Consider the following 16,340-nt stretch of genomic DNA (forward strand, 5'->3'; position numbering starts at 1 on the left):
GATTGAACGCCTGCCGGGGCGCCCAACCCTACAGATTTCGCGGTGCGTTCTGCGAATCCGGCGCCAGCTCGCCGGCTGCCGCGCAGGGGTCGGTGGCATGCGCCATCGGCGCGACCGTGCCCATGGAAATGATGTACTTCAGTGCCTCGTCCACGGTCATCTGCAGCGGCCGGACGTCGGCGCGCGGCACGATGAGGAAGAAGCCCGACGTGGGGTTGGGCGTCGTCGGCAAGTAGAGGCTGACGTGCTCCTGCGCCAGGTGGCAGGCCACCTCGCCGCTGGGCGTGCCGGTGACGAAGGCAATCGTCCAGCTGCCCTCGCGCGGGTACTGCACCAGCACCGCCTCGCGGAACGCATTGCCGCTGCTGGAGAACAGCGTGTCCGACACCTGCTTGACCGAGCTGTAGATGCTCTTGACGATGGGGATGTGGGACATCAGCCGGTCCCACTGGCGCAGCAGCCACTGGCCGAAGATGTTGGCGACGAACACGCCCGTGGCCAGCAGGCCGCTGGCCAGGATGATCAGGCCCAGCCCCGGCACGTGCTGCAGCTCCAGCAGCCCCTCGCGCAGCGACGCCGGCACGATCAGCGCCAACGCGGCCAGCAGCGAGCCGAACACGCCGTTGACGACGTCCAGCACCTGGGACAGCACCCAGATGGTGATGGCCAGCGGCAGCCAGACCAGCAGGCCGGCGACCAGGTATTTGCGGAGTGATGCGCCCACGGGGACCTTTTTCAATGGCAGGCGCAGGAGCCGCCGCAGGCCGTGGACGACGCCCCGCCCGAGGCCTCGGCCTTGGGTGCTTCGGCGGGAGCGGCCGCCGAATCGGCAGCGGCAGCGGCGGCGGGTGCGGCGGCGCTGCCGCCCTTGAAGTCCGTCGCGTACCAGCCCGAGCCCTTCAGCTGGAAGCCGGCCGCGGTCACCTGCTTGGAAAAACTCTCTGCCGAGCAGGCCGGGCAGGTGGTCAGTGGCGCGTCGGAAAGCTTTTGCAGCACATCCTTGGCGTGGCCACAGGCGCTGCAGCGGTAGGCATAAATCGGCATGGTGTCGGGCTCGCGATTGCGGTGAAGAGGCGCAAAGCCCGCGATTTTAAGCGGACCGGCTCAACCGTGAGGCGGCAGATGGTGGCTGACGTGCTCGCGACGGTCCGTCAGCACCTGGGGCGCGAGCGAGCCCGCGACCATGCCGACCAGCGCGGCCAGCAGGCCGGCGAGCTGCCCCGGGAAGAACTCGCCCCAGGTGGAGATCTGCGGGAAAAAGCTCACCCAGACCACCACGCCGGCAAAGATGGACGCCACCGCGCCCTGGGTCGTTGCGCGGTGCCAGTACAGGCCGAACACGAGCGGCACGAAGGCGGCCACGAGCGTCACCTGGTAGGCGGCGCTGACGAGTTCGTAGATGGGCGTGCCCTGCAGCGCGATGGAATAGGCGAGCACGGCCAGCGCGAAGATGACCAGGGTGACGCGCATCGCGACGAGTTGCTGCCTGTCGCTCATCCCGGGGCGGATCTGCTTGAGGATGTTCTCGACGAAGCTCGTCGTCGGCGCCAGCAGCGTGGCGGACGACGTGCTCTTGATGGCCGACAGCAGCGCCCCGAAGAACAGGATCTGCATCAGCAGCGGCATGTGGCCCATGATGAAGGTGGGCAGCACGCGCTGGTAGTCGTTCTGGGCCAGGTCCAGCGCCTTGTCGCCCATGACGGCCACCGCCGCCAGCACGATGAACATGGGCACGAAGGCAAACGCGATGTAGCTGAAGCCGCCGATCATGGCGCCGCGCTGGGCGGTCTGCGCGTCCTTGGCGGACATGACGCGCTGGAACACGTCCTGCTGGGGGATGGAGCCCAGCATCATGGTCAGCGCCGCACCCAGGAACATGGCGATCTGCGTGAACGTGGGCTCCGGGAAGAACTTGCCGAGGTCCTTCTGCACGGCCAGGTCCAGCACGACGCCGGCCCCGCCGGCCAGGTCGGCCGAGAACACGGCGATGACCGACAGGCCGACGACCAGCACGATCATCTGGATGAAGTCCGTCCAGGCCACGGCCAGGAAGCCGCCGATGACGACGTAGACCAGCACGGCCGCCAGGCCGACGATCATGCCCATCTCGGCGCTCATCGCGCCGTTGGTCAGGATGTTGAAGACCAGCCCCAGCGCCGTGACCTGCGCGGCCACCCAGCCGAGGTAGCTGAGGATGATGGCCAGCGAGCAGAAGATCTCGACGCCCTTGCCGTAGCGCTGGCGGTAGAAGTCGCCGATCGTCAGCAGGTTCTTCTTGTACAGCTTGGCCGCGAAGAACAGGCCCACGAACACCAGGCACAGGCCGGCGCCGAACGGGTCCTCGACGATGGCGCCCAGGCCGCCCTGCACGAACTTGGCCGGGATGCCCATGACGGTCTCGGCACCGAACCAGGTCGCGAAGGTGGTGGTGATGACCATGACCAGCGGCAGGCTGCGGCCGGCGACGGCGAAGTCGGCCGTGTTCTTGACCCGCGTGCCCGCCCAGACGCCGATGCCCAGCGTGCCGAGCAGGTAGAGCACGACGAAAACGATCAGCGTGGTGTTCATGGAGTTCCGGGGCCGGACGACGGGAAAAATTGGCGCGGATTATGAAGGCGCCGGGTCGGCGACGGACTAGGGACTGATGCCCAGAAAGCGCGCCGTCAACCAGGCGATCAGCACGCCCAAGGCAAAGCCGGCCGCACCCCACAGCAGGCCCGACAGCAGCCGGTTGGTGCTGCGCAACTCCTGCACCAGGGCCTTCAGCTGGGCATCGCCGCCCCGGGCGGCCTGCGCCTTCAGCGCGTCGTGCAGCAGCCGCGGCAGCGCCGGGATGAGCTGCGCGAAGCGTGGCGCTTCTTTCTGCAATTGCTTGTTCAGCGCCGGCCAGCCGACCTGCTCGTTCATCCAGCGCTCCAGGAAGGGCTTGGCCGTGGCCCACAGGTCCAGTTCGGGGTCGAGCTGGCGGCCCAGGCCCTCGACGTTGAGCAGGGTCTTCTGCAGCAGCACGAGCTGCGGCTGGATCTCGACGTTGAAGCGGCGCGAGGTCTGGAACAGGCGCATCAGCACCTGGCCCAGCGAGATGTCCTTCAGCGGCCGGTCGAAGTGGGGTTCGCAGACGGCGCGCACGGCGCTCTCCAGCGCGTCCACGCGGGTCTCGGCCGGCACCCAGCCCGAGGCGATGTGCAGCTCGGCGACGCGCTTGTAGTCGCGCTGGAAGAAGGCGATGAAGTTCTGCGCGAGGTAGTCCTTGTCCACCTCGGTCAGCGTGCCGATGATGCCGAAGTCCAGCGCCACATAGCGGCCGAAGGTCTCGGGCGCCAGGCTGACCTGGATGTTGCCCGGGTGCATGTCGGCGTGGAAGAAGCCGTCGCGAAAGACCTGCGTGAAGAAGATGGTCACGCCGTCGCGCGCCAGCTTCTTGATGTCGATGCCGGCGTCCAGCAGCGTCTGCAGCTGCGAGATGGGCACGCCCTTCATGCGCTCCATGACGATGACCTCGGGCGTGCACAGGTCCCAGTGCATCTCCGGCACCAGCACCAGGTCCAGGCCCTGCATGTTGCGGCGCAGCTGGGCGGCGTTGGCGGCCTCGCGGACCAGGTCCAGCTCGTCATGCAGGTACATGTCGAACTCGGCGACGACCTCGCGCGGCTTCAGGCGCCGGCCGTCGGCCGAGAAGCGCTCGATCCACACGGCCAACCGGCGCATCAGCGACAGGTCGTCGTCGATGATGTCCAGCATGCCGGGGCGCAACACCTTGACGGCGACCTCGCGGCCGTCCTTCAAGGTCGCGAAATGCACCTGCGCGATGCTGGCGCTCGCCACAGGCTCGGCGTCGAACGTGGCAAACAGCTCCTGCAACGGCCGGCCGAAGGCGCGTTCGACCATCTCGCGCGACAGCGCCGCGGGGAACGGCGGCACGCGGTCCTGCAGCCGGGCCAGTTCCTCGGCCACGTCGGCGGGGAGCAGGTCGCGCCGTGTCGACAGCACTTGGCCGAACTTCACGAAGATGGGCCCCAGCCGCTCCAGCGCCAGGCGCAGCCGCACGCCGCGCGGCTCCTGCCAGCGACGCCCCAGCCGCGTGGCGCGCCTCAGGACCTGAAAGCGCCGCCGGCGCAGCCCGGACAAGGCCAGGTCATCGAGACCGAAACGCCAGACCGTCCACAGAATGACCAGCAGCCGCGAGACAAACCTCATGCGCTGCCCGCGGGCGCCATGCGCGCGGCCATGCCCGACAGTGTGCGGCGCAGCGCGCGGCCGAACTGGCCGAACTGGCGCGCCGCCAGCGGGCCGACGATGCCGGCCAGGTCGTCCTCGATGTCCCAGCGCAGGTTGTCCATCAGCCAGTGCATCTCACCGGCAAAGGCGGCGTCACCCTGCACGCTGACCGTCGGCGCCTCGCCGCTGAGCGCGCCCAGCGCCAGCTTGGCAGGGTTGGACGCGTCGATCTCGATGCGCAGGCCACCAGCGCCGGGCGGCGGCGCGTCCAGGCGCTCAAACAGGCCGGCCGGCGTCACGCCCAGCACCAGATCGGGTGCCGCCGGCAGCAACGCCGGCCAGCGCGCCAGGTGCACGACCAGGCCGCGGCCCGCCAGCGGCTGCAGCCGCTGCGCGGCGACGGGCTCCCGCGACACGACGTGGTTGATCAGCAGCACGAGGCGGTCCTGCAGGGCCGGTATCAGCAGCGGCGACAGGGACGGGAAAGGGGGCCAGGAGGCGGACATGTGCAAGATTGTAGGCAGCGGACCCTGAACAGGGGACGGTCCGGGGGTGATCATCAAATTTGTTGGTGGAGAATCCCGGACCGACTTTCAGCCAACCGCCGGCCATGCCGGCGGGCCAGAGACCCCGCCACGATGTTCGAGGACCGAAGCTACAAGAGGACGTTCTACAGCGCGCCGCAGTCGGTCGAGTCCCTGATTGCCGCGTTTCTCGAGCCCGGCATCATCGTCGCAACGTTTCTCGCCGTCAGCGCGTATTTCGACGAGCCGGTGCTGCGCCCGACGCTGACGCTGTGCCTGCTGGTCTTCGCGCTGACCTTCCCGGGCCGCAACCGCTTCAACGACCACCCGGCCAGCGCGCTGGTGGACGTGCTGTCGTCCTGGCTGGTGCTGCTGGGCATCCTGATGCTGTGCGGCTACGCGACGAACAGCCTGCACTACTTCGAGAACAACGTGCTGATGTGGTGGGCGGGTATCACCCCCCTCGTGCAGATCGCCGCGGTCAATGCGGGTCGCCGCGTCCAGCAATGGCGCGGCCGGGACCCGAGCGCCCGCCGCACGGCCGTCGTCGTCGGCGCCGGGCCATTGGGCAACAAGCTCGGGCGGGCGCTGCGCGAGTCGCAGGGCGTCATCTGCCTGGGCTATTTCGACGACCGCAGCGCGAATCGCTTGCACCCCGACGCAGGCACCGAACTGCTCGGTCCGCTGTCCGGCCTCAGCGATTTCGTGCGCGAGAAGAGCGTCCGCGAGGTCTACATCACGCTGCCGCTGGGCTCGCAGCCGCGCATCGTGGAATTGCTGGAGCAGGTGCAGGGCACGACGGCGTCGCTGTTCTTCGTGCCGGACGTGTTCGGCATCAGCATCATCCAGGGCCGGTTGCAAGACATCTCCGGTGTGCCGGTCGTGGGCATCTGCGAAACGCCTTTCACCGGCACCAACCAGCTCATCAAGCGCGTCAGCGACGTCGTGCTGGCCTCGCTGATCCTGGTGGTGATCTCGCCAGTGCTGCTGGCCGTCGCGCTCGGCGTGAAGCTCAGCTCGCCGGGGCCCATCATCTTCAAGCAGCGCCGCAACGGGCTGGACGGCGAAGAGATCATCGTCTACAAGTTCCGCTCGATGCGCACGCAGGACGATGGCCACATCGTCAAGCAGGCCACCAAGGGTGACCCGCGCATCACGCCCTTCGGCGCCTTCATCCGCCGCACGTCGCTGGACGAACTGCCGCAGTTCGTGAACGTGCTGCAGGGCCGCATGAGCATCGTCGGCCCGCGCCCGCATGCGGTCGCGCACAACGAGGAGTACCGCAAGCTCATCAAGGCCTACATGGTGCGGCACAAGGTCAAGCCCGGCATCACCGGCTGGGCCCAGGTCAACGGCATGCGTGGCGAGACCGACACCATCGACAAGATGAAGGCGCGCGTCGAATACGATCTGGAATACCTGCGCAACTGGTCGCTGGGCCTCGACCTGCAGATCATCCTGCGCACCGTGAGGCTGGTGATCTTCGACCGCTATGCCTACTGACCCCTCGGAGACCTGCACCGACATGCGCCATCCCCTGCGTGCTGCCGCCCTGGCCGTGGCCGCCCTGCTGGCGCTGCCGGCTGCGGCCCAGACCAACGACACGGCACCCTTCTATGCGGGCGCCTCGCTGGGCGTGACACAGGTGTCCAACGTCTACCGCCTGTCGACCGGCTCCAACAGCGACCGCGTCACCAGCGCCGGCCTGCTGGCCGGCGTGGACACGCGGCTGGGCCGCCAGCATCTGACGTTCGACGGCTCGCTGCAGGACAACCGCTATGCCGACAACAGGGCGTTGAACAACCGCTCCTATTCACTGAAGGGGGCGCTGGAATGGCAGACCGTGGGGAATCTCTCCGGCACGCTCAGCGCGCTGTCAACCCAGTCGCTGGCACAGTTCAACCTCGGTAGCGGTACGCAGCCCTACTTCGAAAAGAACACCGAACGCAACGAAGACTACACCGCTGTCGTGCGGTTGGGCATGGGTACGAGGTACTCGCTCGAAGCCAGCGCAAGCCGGCGCGAACGCAACTTCAGCAACGCCGTCTACGACCAGTTCACCTACCGTCAGAACGCCGGCAGTTTCGGCATCTACGCCATGCCGGGCGGCAATGTGCGCCTCGGGCTGGTGGCACGACGCACCGATGGCACCTACCCGCGCTACCCGGTCTATCTGTTCGGCTTCCGCGTTGGCAGCCTGGCGCTTGATTACAAGCGCGACGATCTCGACTTCACGACAGCCTGGAACGCTGGCGGCAGCAGCACGCTCAACACGCGCATCAGCACCAGCCGTACGAATTACGACCCGGCATCGGCCGGTCAGCGCAATTTCCGTGGCACGACCGGGGCCATCGGCTGGAACTGGCAGGCGACGTCCAAGGTGCTGCTGAACCTTCAGTACACCCGCGACAGCGGCCAGGAAACCCTGGCTCAGACGGCAGACGTGAACCGGGTCTACACCACTTGGCAGTTGAACAGCCGATATGCGCTGACTGGAAAGGTCTCACTGAACGCGGGTGCCATTCGGAGCCGAAGTCATGGCACCAGCGACTCGGCAGCCAGTGCTGTCGAGAGCTTCGACAACAACAACACGTACAACGTCGGTGTGCAGTGGGCGTTCTCGCGCAGCGTGAGCCTGGGCTGCCAATACAACCGTGCCAACCGGGAAAGCAACATCACGCAGTACGCGTTCAGCGCCAGCAGCTACGGCTGCACCGGCCAGATGCTGGTGTATTGATGGCCACCACCATCCTGCTCACCGGCGCAGCCGGCTACATCGCGTCCCATACCTGGCTGGCGCTGCAGCAGGCGGGCTACCGCGTGGTCGGCGTCGACAACTTCGCCAACAGCTCACCGGTGGTGCTGGAGCGGCTGGCCGAGCTGGCCGGCGCGCCCATCGAATTCGAACGCGCCGACGTGTGCGACGCGGCGGCCATGGATGAAATCTTCAGCCGCCACAAGCCCGGGGCTGTCGTGCATTTCGCCGCCTACAAGGCGGTGGGCGAATCCGTCAGCCAACCGCTGGCCTACTACCGCAACAACCTGGGTGGTCTGGTCAACACCTGCGAGGTCATGAAGCGCCATGGCTGCACGCGCATCGTGTTCAGCTCCAGTGCCACCGTCTACGGTGCCCCCGAGGCGCTGCCGCTGCGAGAGGACGCCCCCACGTCGTCGACCAACCCCTACGGCGCCACCAAGCTGATGGGCGAGCAGATCCTGCGCGACGTGGGTGTCGCCGATCCGTCCTGGCAGACCGCCTGCCTGCGCTACTTCAACCCGGTCGGCGCCCATGAAAGCGGCCGCATCGGCGAAGACCCGCGCGGCCTGCCCAACAACCTGATGCCGTATGTGGCCCAGGTCGCCGTGGGCCGGCGCACCAAGCTCTCCGTCTTCGGCGGCGACTACCCCACGCCCGACGGCACCGGTGTGCGCGACTACATCCACGTGACCGACCTGGCCGAAGGCCACGTCGCCGCACTGCGCCGGCTGCTGTCCAACCCGGGCTCGCTGACCGTCAACCTCGGCACCGGCCGCGGCTACAGCGTGCTGGATCTCGTGCGCGCCTACGAGGCCGCCAGCGGCCGCAGCGTGCCCTACGAGATCGTCCCGCGCCGCTCCGGCGACGTGGCCGCCTGCTGGGCCGACCCGGCGCTCGCACGCGAGGTGCTCGGCTGGGAGGCCTCGCTCGACCTCGCCCGCATGTGCGAGGACAGCTGGCGCTGGCAGCACCTCAACCCCCACGGATTCCACCCGGCCTGAGCCGGAGACACGCAATGATCCAGGTCCAACCCGTCATCATGGCTGGCGGCTCCGGCACACGGCTGTGGCCGCTGTCCCGCGCCGGCTACCCCAAGCAGTTCCTCGTGCTGTCCGGCAACGAAAGCCTGTTCCAGCTCGCCGCCCGCCGTCTGGCCGCGCTGGCCTCGCCGGAGTTCGAGCTGGCAGGTCCCTGCATCGTCGGCAACGAGGAGCATCGCTTCCTCGTGCTGGACCAGTTGCGCGAATCCGGCATCGAGCCCAGCAGCGTGCTGCTGGAACCTCTGGGGCGCAATACGGCGCCAGCGCTGACTCTGGCAGCGCTGGCCGCATTGGAAGATGGCAACGACCCCGTGCTGGTCGTGACGCCGGCAGACCATACCGTCACACAGCCTGAGACCTTCACAGCCGCACTGCAACAAGCGGTGCGCATCGCCGCCGAGGGCGCGATCAGCATCCTCGGCATCACGCCGGACAGGCCCGAGACGGGCTACGGCTACATCCGGACCTCCGGCGACTCGGCAGGTCTGGCCGTGGCCCAGTTCGTCGAGAAGCCCGACCTTGAAACGGCCGAGCGCTACCTGGCCGCAGGCGACTACTACTGGAACAGCGGCATGTTCGTGCTGCGTGCCAGCGTCTGGATGAAGGCGCTGGAGCGTTTCCGCCCCGACATCGCCACCGCCACACGCGCCGCCTGGGCAGCCCGCAAGACCGACGCCAAGTTCGTGCGCCCCGGCAAGCCCGAGTTCGCGGCCGTGCCCAGCGAATCGGTGGACTACGCCGTCATGGAGCGCTGCCCCGGCACCGACCTGGCGCTGCGCATGGTGGCGCTGGACGCCGGCTGGAACGACCTCGGCGCCTGGGAAGCCGTCTGGCAGGTGGCCGACAAGGACGCCCACGGCAACGCCAGCGTCGGCGATGCGCTGTTCGCCGACAGCCGCAACACGCTGGTGCATGCCACCAGCCGCCTGGTGGGCGTGGTGGGCCTGGACGACATCGTGGTCGTCGAAACGGCCGATGCGGTGCTGGTCAGCGACCGCTCGCGCAGCCAGGAGGTCAAGCAGATCGTCAACCGCCTGGGCGCGGAGCAGCGTGGCGAGCATGCGCTGCACCGCAAGGTGCACCGCCCCTGGGGCTGGTACGACAGCATCGACTCGGGGGAGCGCTTCCAGGTCAAGCGCATCATGGTCAAGCCGGGCGCGTCCTTGAGCCTGCAGATGCACCACCACCGCGCCGAACACTGGATCGTCGTCAGCGGTACGGCTGAGATCGTCAACGGCGACAAGACCATCCTGCTGACCGAGAACCAGTCCACCTACATCCCGCTGGGCCAGACCCACCGTCTGGCCAACCCGGGCAAGGTGCCGCTGGAGATCATCGAGGTGCAGTCCGGCTCCTACCTGGGTGAGGACGACATCGTGAGGTTTGAAGACACGTACGGGCGGACCTGAGCCATGACGATCCTGGTCACCGGCGGCGCCGGCTTCATCGGCAGCAACTTCGTGCTGGACTGGCTGCGCCAATCCGACGAGCCCGTGGTCAACCTGGACGTGCTGACCTACGCAGGCAACCTCGAGAACCTGAAGGCGCTCGACGGTGACGCGCGCCACAGCTTCGTCCAGGGCGACATTTGCGACCGCGCGCTGGTCGACTCGCTGCTGGCCACGCACCAGCCGCGCGCCATCGTGCACTTCGCGGCCGAGAGCCATGTGGACCGCTCCATCAGCGGCCCCGGCGCCTTCATGCGCACCAATGTCGACGGCACCTTCACGCTGCTCGAAGCGGCGCGGGCCTACTGGACGGCGCTGGCGGATGGCGACCGGCAGGCCTTCCGCTTCCACCACGTGTCGACCGACGAGGTCTACGGCTCGCTCAAGCCCAGCGACCCGCCCTTCGCCGAAACCAATCCCTACGAGCCCAACAGCCCCTACTCGGCCAGCAAGGCCGCCAGCGACCACCTCGTGCGCGCCTGGCACCACACCTACGGCCTGCCGGTGGTCACGACCAACTGCTCGAACAACTACGGGCCTTATCACTTCCCCGAGAAGCTGATCCCGCTGATGATCGTCAACGCCCTCGCGGGCAAGCCGCTGCCCGTCTACGGCGACGGCCAGCAGATCCGCGACTGGCTGTACGTGACGGACCATTGCAGCGGCATCCGCGCCGTGCTGGCCGGCGGGCGGCTCGGCGAAACCTACAACATCGGCGGCTGGAACGAGATGGCCAACATCGACATCGTCAAGACGGTGTGCGGCCTGCTCGACGAACTGCGCCCCGACGCCGCCGGCAAGTACGAACGCCTCATCACCTACGTGAAGGACCGCCCCGGCCACGACCGCCGCTACGCGATCGACGCCCGCAAGATCGAGCGCGAGCTTGGCTGGCGCCCGGCCGAGACCTTCCAGAGCGGCATCCGCAAGACGGTGCAGTGGTATCTCGACCATCCCGACTGGGTTGCCCGCGTGCAGAGCGGCGCCTACAAGGACTGGGTCGCCAAGCAGTACACGGCATGAGCATGACCGGGCGCCGGGCCGCGCCGGGCCGGCCACGCATCACATCCGGGGATGACCCGATGCACGCATCGCGCGAGAGGTCGACATGAAAATCCTGTTGCTGGGCAAGGGCGGCCAGGTCGGCTGGGAGCTGCAGCGCTCGCTGGCCGTGGCCGGCGAGGTCGTGGCGATGGACCATGACGACGGCGGCGACTTCACGCAGCCCGATGCGCTGCTCGCCAAGGTGCAGGCCATCGCACCGCAGGTCATCGTCAATGCCGCGGCCCACACGGCCGTCGACAAGGCCGAGAGCGAGCCTGAACTCGCGCGCCAGATCAACGCCAGGACCCCGGCGCTGCTGGCCATCGAGGCCCGACGCACCGGCGCCCTCCTCGTCCACTATTCGACCGACTACGTCTTCGACGGCAGCGGCAGCCACGCCCGCGACGAGGAGGCCCCCATCGCGCCGCTGAGCGTCTATGGCCGCACCAAGGCCGAGGCCGAGGACGCCATCCGCAGCAGCGGCTGCCAGCACCTCATCCTGCGCACCAGCTGGGTCTACGCGGCACGCGGCGGCAACTTCGCCAAGACCATGCTGCGCCTGGCCGCCGAGCGCGAGCAGCTCAAGGTGATCGCCGACCAGATCGGCGCGCCCACCGGCGCCGAGTTGCTGGCCGACCTGACCGTGCCGATGCTGCGTGCCGCGCGCGTCAACCCGGCGCTCACCGGCACGTACCACGCCGTCGCCGGCGGTGCGACGAGCTGGCATGACTACGCCCGCTTCGTCATCGAATTCGCGCGTGCGCGCGGCGTCAACATCCGGGTCGCGCCGGAGCAGATCTTTGCCATCCCGACAAGCGACTACCCGACACCCGCACAGCGCCCGCTGAACTCGCGCCTGGCTTGCGCCAAGCTGGAGCACGCCTTCGGCCTGCACCTGCCCCCCTGGCAGCTGGGCGTGCAACGCATGCTGGCCGAGATCCTTTGAGCGACACCCTCCCGGAGACCCGCGCATGAGCAGCACCAAGACCCGCAAGGGCATCATCCTGGCCGGTGGCTCCGGCACGCGGCTGCACCCGGCCACGCTGGCCGTCAGCAAGCAACTGCTGCCGGTCTACGACAAGCCCATGGTCTATTACCCGCTGAGCACGCTGATGCTCGCGGGCATCCGCGACATCCTGCTGATCAGCACGCCGCAGGACACGCCGCGCTTCGAGGCCCTGCTGGGTGACGGCTCACGGTGGGGCCTGAACATCAGCTACTGCGTGCAGCCCAGCCCCGATGGCCTGGCGCAGGCCTTCATCCTCGGCCGCGATTTCGTCGGCGGCGCGCCCAGCGCGCTGGTGCTGGGCGACAACATCTTTTATGGCCACGACTTCGCCGGCCTGCTCGGCAGCGCCACGGCGCGCGACAGCGGCGCGAGCGTCTTCGCCTATCACGTGACCGACCCCGAGCGCTATGGCGTCGTCGAGTTCGACAAGGCACAGCAGGCGCTGTCCATCGAGGAGAAGCCCAAGGCGCCGAAGAGCAACTACGCCGTCACGGGCCTGTACTTCTACGACGAGCAGGTCTGCGACATTGCGGCCGCCATCAAGCCCAGCGCGCGCGGCGAGCTGGAGATCACCGACGTCAACGCCCAGTACCTGCGCCAGGGCCAGCTCAGCGTCGAGATCATGGGCCGCGGCTATGCGTGGCTGGACACCGGCACGCACGACAGCCTGCTGGAAGCCGGCCAGTTCATCGCCACGCTGGAAAAGCGCCAGGGCCTGAAGGTCGCCTGCCCCGAGGAGATCGCGTTTCGCGCCGGCTGGATCGACGCGGCGCAGCTCGAAGCCCTGGCCAAGCCGCTGGCCAAGAACGGCTATGGCCAATACCTGCTCAAGTTGCTGACCGAACGCGTCTTCTGATCCCATGCAAGCCACGCCCACCGCCCTGCCCGAAGTCCTGCTGATCGAACCCAAGGTGTTCGGAGACGCCCGAGGCTTCTTCCTGGAGAGCTGGAACGAGGCGCGCTTCAACGCTGCGGTCGGCCATGCCGTGCACTTCGTGCAGGACAACCATTCGCGCTCGACGCGCGGCGTGCTGCGCGGGCTGCACTATCAGCTCGATCCGCACGCGCAAGGCAAGCTGGTGCGCTGCGTGAGCGGCGCCGTGTTCGACGTGGCGGTGGACATGCGCAAGTCCAGCCCGAACTTCGGCCGCTGGGTTGGCTACGAGTTGTCGGCAGAGAACCAGCGCCAGCTGTGGATCCCGCCGGGCTTCGCGCATGGATTCCTGGTGCTCAGCGAGAGCGCCGACTTCCTCTACAAGACCAGCGGCGCCTACGCACCGGACTTCGAGGGCGCCGTGCGCTGGGACGACCCCACGGTCGCCATCGCCTGGCCGCTGCACGGCATCACACCGCAGCTTTCAGCCAAGGATGTCGCGGCGCCCTTGCTGGGCGCTGCCAGGGCCTTCGACTAGGGCCTGTCAACACTATCGAAGGCCATCTGCGATGAGTGCGAAGCAGATGAAGGCGATGAACATGACGTCGAGCGGCGGCACGACGGCAATGAAGCCCAAGTCCAACGCCAGTTGGCGGGTCGCGTCGCCTTCGTAGGCGCGGTCCATGAGCAAGTGCGAGGGCCGCTTGAGCAACTCGCGGCCTTCTGGCGCGTCCTGCGCTTGTCCGGGCGACAGCGAGAAGGTCATGGCCGTGCGCGCGTCCGCAGCGAGGAGGTGGCTCTTGGTGTTCCACCCACCACGGGATTTGCCGATAGCTTGAGGACCGTTTTTTTTGGCGCCCCAGTGCCGTCCAGATGCCCCTTCACACTGGTGCTGTCCAGCGACACGGCCTCGATCTTGATTTGCACCACCTGTGCTTGCTGGAGTTGCTTGAAGGCTCGATCCAGCACGCCCGATTTCGCCCATCGGCTCATGCGTGTGTAGATCGTGTGCCAGTTCCCGAAGCGCTTGGGCAGGCCACGCCATTTGCAGCCGTGCTCGGCGACGTACAGGATGGCATTGAGCACCTGCAGATTCGTCAGGCTGACGTTGCCGCGCTGCCTGGGCAGACAGTGTTCAATCAACTCGAATTGGGCTGCCGTGATCTCCATGCACTCGCTATCCCAGCGAACCGCTTCGGCGCAATTGGTGTTAACAGATCCTAGGACGTGTTTGCCCCGAGACGGCCTGCGGCAGCGCGTTGGAGAGTGCGGCAGCTTGCCATCAATACTGTATAAACATACAGTCATTGCCCCGCCTCATCTTCAGCCCATGCCCTCCATCGCCCCGGCCACTGCCGCTCGTCCACCCCTGGCGCTGCCGCTGCTGCATCGCCAGCTGTGGCGAGGCAGCGCCATGGGCACCCCTGCAACGCCCACGCTGCCCAGCGGCTTTGCCGCGCTGGACGCGGAACTGCCCGGTGGCGGATGGCCCACGGGCGCTGCTGTCGAGTTGCTGGTGGCCCAGCCCGGCGTGCTGGAGTGGCGGCTGCTGGCGCCCGGCCTGCGCGCGTGGTGGGCCGCGCAGGCGCTGCCCGCGCCCAGCGCGGGGCGGCGCGCCGCGCCAGCGCCAGCGGCGCGCACGCTGCTGCTGATCAACCCGCCCCACACCCCCCACCTGCCCGGCCTGCAGGCACTGGGCCTGCCGCCATCGGCCTTCATCTGGGTGGCGGCCCAGACGCCGGCCGAACAGCTGTGGGCCGCCGAACAGGCCATCAAGTCGCGCGTCGCCGTGCTGGCCTGGCTGCCCGAGGCCCGGCCCGAGCAGATCCGGCGGCTGCAGGTCGCTGCGCTGAGCTCGGACGCGCCCGTCTTCCTGATGCGGCCGGAGCGCGTGGGCCAGCAGTCCTCCGCGGCGCCGCTTCGGCTGGTCGCCAAGCCCGGCGAGGACTGGACGCTGGCCGTGCACGTGCTCAAGCGCCGCGGGCCCGCGCACGAGGGCTGGCTGGCGCTGCCGGCCGTGCCCGGCGCCATCGACCCCTTGCTGACGGCCGCGCGGCGGCAGCGCCCGCCGCCGCCGGCCCCTGCACCCCTGCCCCTGCCGGCTGGCTCACCGACGGAGCGCCCACATGCGCTGGCTCTGCCTGTGCTGCCCGCCTGAGGCGCCGGCGAGCGACCGCGACGCGCTGGCCTGGCTGGCGCTGGGCTTCACGCCGCGCGTGGCGCGGCTGGAGGACGCGGTCGTCGCCGAGGTGTCGGCCAGCCTGCGCCTGTTCGGCGGCGCGCGCGCCTTGCGCCAACGGCTGCAGGCCCAGGCCGCGCTGACCGGCCTGGCCCTGGGCGCGCTGGCCTGGGCGCCCACTGCGCTGGCCTCGCTCGCACTGGCACGCTGCCCGCCCGCGTCGGCGCAGGGCCGGCTCAGCGAGCGGCTGGACGCGCTGCCGCTGCGCGCGCTGAGCGCCGCCCACGCCCACCACGCCATGCTGGCGCGCCTGGGCTGCCAGCGCCTGGGCGAGCTGCGCCGGCTGCCGCGCCCGGCGCTGGCCCGGCGCTTCGGCCCCGCGCTGCTGACCGCGCTCGACCAGGCCTATGGCGACCTGCCCGAGGTGCACACCTGGCTGGTGCTGCCCGAGCGCTTCGACGCGCGGCTGGAGCTGCCCTACCGGGTCGAGCACGCGCCGGTGCTGCTGCACTTCGCCGAGACGCTGCTGCGCCAGCTCTGCACCTTCCTCGCTGCGCGCCATGCCGGCGTGCGCACGCTGCGCCTGGGCTGGCAGCACGACGCGATGCGCGCCCGCGACGTGGCCGGCAGCGGCGAGCTGACCCTGGCCACCGCCGACACCACGCGCGACATGCGGCGGCTCACACGGCTGCTGGCCGAGCACCTGTCGCGCACCACGCTGGCCGCGCCGGCCGGCGAGATCAGCCTCAGTGCCGACACCGTGCTGCCGCTGCAGGACAGCAGTGCCAGCCTGCTGCCCGGCCCCAGCGACCCGCTGGAACGCACGACGACCCACGCGCTGCTGGAGCGGCTGTCCGTGCGCCTGGGCGCCGGCCGCGTGTGCGAAGGCCGGCTGCACGAGGACCATCGGCTGGATCACATGCAAAGCTGGCAGCCCTGGCCTGCGCCGCCGGCCATCGCCCGGCGCCGCCCCTGCGGCCCTCAGCCCACCTGGCTCGTCCAGCCGCCCCAGCCGCTGCGCGCCGACACCCGCGAGCAGCCCACCTGCTGCGGCCCCTTGACGCTGATCAGCGGGCCACACCGCGTCGAGGCCGGCTGGTGGGAGGGGCAGGGCGGCATGCAGGCACGCGACTACTTCGTCTACCGCAGCGCCGCGCGCGGGCTGCTGTGGGTCTATCACGAGCGGCCTTCGTCGACCGCGCCGGCCTCCACGGGCTGGTTCCTGCACGGTGTGTTCGCATGACGC

At 68.8% G+C, this 16,340-nt stretch carries 15 protein-coding genes and 1 pseudogene; 10 read left to right on the forward strand and 6 right to left on the reverse strand.

Annotation, left to right across the window (positions count from 1 at the left end; translation table 11 throughout):
• Nucleotides 1-28: 28 nt before the first annotated feature.
• The 5 genes from ACO07H_RS20130 to ACO07H_RS20150 form a co-directional block, all read right to left on the reverse strand.
• Nucleotides 29-724, reverse strand: a complete 696-nt coding sequence (locus tag ACO07H_RS20130) for a DUF502 domain-containing protein (RefSeq protein WP_422017437.1) — start codon at nt 722-724, stop codon at nt 29-31.
• 11 nt (nt 725-735) lie between these two features.
• Nucleotides 736-1,044 (reverse strand): FmdB family zinc ribbon protein, encoded by a 309-nt coding sequence (locus tag ACO07H_RS20135; RefSeq protein ID WP_422017439.1) that lies wholly within the window; start codon nt 1,042-1,044, stop codon nt 736-738.
• A gap of 60 nt (nt 1,045-1,104) precedes the next feature.
• Nucleotides 1,105-2,568, reverse strand: a complete 1,464-nt coding sequence (locus ACO07H_RS20140; protein WP_422017441.1) for a sodium:solute symporter family protein — start codon at nt 2,566-2,568, stop codon at nt 1,105-1,107.
• Nucleotides 2,569-2,634: 66 nt separating this feature from the next.
• Nucleotides 2,635-4,197, reverse strand: coding sequence for a ubiquinone biosynthesis regulatory protein kinase UbiB (gene ubiB, locus ACO07H_RS20145; RefSeq protein WP_422017443.1), 1,563 nt, complete (start codon nt 4,195-4,197; stop codon nt 2,635-2,637).
• On the reverse strand, nt 4,194-4,724 hold the full coding sequence (locus ACO07H_RS20150) for a hypothetical protein (RefSeq protein WP_422017445.1): 531 nt from the start codon (nt 4,722-4,724) through the stop codon (nt 4,194-4,196). The genes ubiB and ACO07H_RS20150 overlap by 4 nt, the downstream gene beginning before the upstream one ends.
• 132 nt (nt 4,725-4,856) lie before the next feature.
• Here ACO07H_RS20150 and ACO07H_RS20155 point away from each other — a divergent pair, with 132 nt between their 5' ends.
• From ACO07H_RS20155 to rfbC, 8 genes are all read left to right on the forward strand, one after another.
• On the forward strand, nt 4,857-6,245 hold the full coding sequence (locus tag ACO07H_RS20155; protein WP_422017447.1) for an undecaprenyl-phosphate glucose phosphotransferase: 1,389 nt from the start codon (nt 4,857-4,859) through the stop codon (nt 6,243-6,245).
• A gap of 22 nt (nt 6,246-6,267) precedes the next feature.
• A complete protein-coding gene (locus tag ACO07H_RS20160; RefSeq protein WP_422017449.1) occupies nt 6,268-7,479 on the forward strand; it encodes a hypothetical protein in 1,212 nt (403 codons plus the stop codon).
• Nucleotides 7,479-8,501, forward strand: a complete 1,023-nt coding sequence (galE, locus tag ACO07H_RS20165) for a UDP-glucose 4-epimerase GalE (RefSeq protein ID WP_422017451.1) — start codon at nt 7,479-7,481, stop codon at nt 8,499-8,501. Before ACO07H_RS20160 ends, galE begins: the two co-directional genes overlap by 1 nt.
• Nucleotides 8,502-8,515: 14 nt before the next feature.
• A complete protein-coding gene (locus ACO07H_RS20170) occupies nt 8,516-9,949 on the forward strand; it encodes a mannose-1-phosphate guanylyltransferase/mannose-6-phosphate isomerase (RefSeq protein WP_422017453.1) in 1,434 nt (477 codons plus the stop codon).
• A gap of 3 nt (nt 9,950-9,952) precedes the next feature.
• Nucleotides 9,953-11,011 (forward strand): dTDP-glucose 4,6-dehydratase, encoded by a 1,059-nt coding sequence (gene rfbB, locus ACO07H_RS20175; protein ID WP_422017455.1) that lies wholly within the window; start codon nt 9,953-9,955, stop codon nt 11,009-11,011.
• A gap of 85 nt (nt 11,012-11,096) precedes the next feature.
• Nucleotides 11,097-11,978 (forward strand): dTDP-4-dehydrorhamnose reductase, encoded by an 882-nt coding sequence (gene rfbD, locus ACO07H_RS20180; RefSeq protein WP_422017457.1) that lies wholly within the window; start codon nt 11,097-11,099, stop codon nt 11,976-11,978.
• A gap of 25 nt (nt 11,979-12,003) precedes the next feature.
• Nucleotides 12,004-12,897, forward strand: a complete 894-nt coding sequence (gene rfbA / locus ACO07H_RS20185) for a glucose-1-phosphate thymidylyltransferase RfbA (RefSeq protein ID WP_422017459.1) — start codon at nt 12,004-12,006, stop codon at nt 12,895-12,897.
• A 4-nt stretch (nt 12,898-12,901) separates the two neighbouring features.
• On the forward strand, nt 12,902-13,453 hold the full coding sequence (gene rfbC, locus ACO07H_RS20190) for a dTDP-4-dehydrorhamnose 3,5-epimerase (RefSeq protein ID WP_422017461.1): 552 nt from the start codon (nt 12,902-12,904) through the stop codon (nt 13,451-13,453).
• A gap of 12 nt (nt 13,454-13,465) precedes the next feature.
• Here the strand turns inward: rfbC and ACO07H_RS20195 are convergent.
• A pseudogene (locus tag ACO07H_RS20195) lies at nt 13,466-14,085 on the reverse strand (IS5 family transposase).
• A 160-nt stretch (nt 14,086-14,245) separates the two neighbouring features.
• Between ACO07H_RS20195 and imuA the strand changes: the two are divergent.
• Together imuA and ACO07H_RS20205 are read left to right on the forward strand one after the other, a co-directional pair.
• Nucleotides 14,246-15,073: a translesion DNA synthesis-associated protein ImuA gene (gene imuA / locus ACO07H_RS20200; protein ID WP_422017463.1), complete on the forward strand. Its 828-nt coding sequence runs from the start codon at nt 14,246-14,248 to the stop codon at nt 15,071-15,073.
• Complete coding sequence (locus tag ACO07H_RS20205) at nt 15,042-16,337, forward strand: Y-family DNA polymerase (protein ID WP_422017465.1); 1,296 nt, start codon at nt 15,042-15,044, stop codon at nt 16,335-16,337. The genes imuA and ACO07H_RS20205 overlap by 32 nt, the downstream gene beginning before the upstream one ends.
• Nucleotides 16,338-16,340 lie beyond the last annotated feature (3 nt).

Origin of the sequence: Roseateles sp. (assembly GCF_965229315.1) — a bacterium.
Taxonomy (GTDB): Bacteria; Pseudomonadota; Gammaproteobacteria; order Burkholderiales; family Burkholderiaceae_C; genus Pelomonas.

Excerpts from the sequence above, each read along its gene's own strand:
- rfbA (WP_422017459.1), top strand. The coding sequence starts at position 12,004 with ATGAGCAGCACCAAGACCCGCAAGGGCATCATCCTGGCCGGTGGCTCC.
- ACO07H_RS20170 (WP_422017453.1), top strand. The coding sequence starts at position 8,516 with ATGATCCAGGTCCAACCCGTCATCATGGCTGGCGGCTCCGGCACACGG.
- ACO07H_RS20205 (WP_422017465.1), top strand. The coding sequence starts at position 15,042 with ATGCGCTGGCTCTGCCTGTGCTGCCCGCCTGAGGCGCCGGCGAGCGAC.
- rfbB (WP_422017455.1), top strand. The coding sequence starts at position 9,953 with ATGACGATCCTGGTCACCGGCGGCGCCGGCTTCATCGGCAGCAACTTC.
- ACO07H_RS20155 (WP_422017447.1), top strand. The coding sequence starts at position 4,857 with ATGTTCGAGGACCGAAGCTACAAGAGGACGTTCTACAGCGCGCCGCAG.
- ACO07H_RS20140 (WP_422017441.1), bottom strand. The coding sequence starts at position 2,568 with ATGAACACCACGCTGATCGTTTTCGTCGTGCTCTACCTGCTCGGCACG.
- rfbC (WP_422017461.1), top strand. The coding sequence starts at position 12,902 with ATGCAAGCCACGCCCACCGCCCTGCCCGAAGTCCTGCTGATCGAACCC.
- ACO07H_RS20160 (WP_422017449.1), top strand. The coding sequence starts at position 6,268 with ATGCGCCATCCCCTGCGTGCTGCCGCCCTGGCCGTGGCCGCCCTGCTG.
- galE (WP_422017451.1), top strand. The coding sequence starts at position 7,479 with ATGGCCACCACCATCCTGCTCACCGGCGCAGCCGGCTACATCGCGTCC.
- rfbD (WP_422017457.1), top strand. The coding sequence starts at position 11,097 with ATGAAAATCCTGTTGCTGGGCAAGGGCGGCCAGGTCGGCTGGGAGCTG.
- imuA (WP_422017463.1), top strand. The coding sequence starts at position 14,246 with ATGCCCTCCATCGCCCCGGCCACTGCCGCTCGTCCACCCCTGGCGCTG.
- ACO07H_RS20135 (WP_422017439.1), bottom strand. The coding sequence starts at position 1,044 with ATGCCGATTTATGCCTACCGCTGCAGCGCCTGTGGCCACGCCAAGGAT.
- ubiB (WP_422017443.1), bottom strand. The coding sequence starts at position 4,197 with ATGAGGTTTGTCTCGCGGCTGCTGGTCATTCTGTGGACGGTCTGGCGT.
- ACO07H_RS20150 (WP_422017445.1), bottom strand. The coding sequence starts at position 4,724 with ATGTCCGCCTCCTGGCCCCCTTTCCCGTCCCTGTCGCCGCTGCTGATA.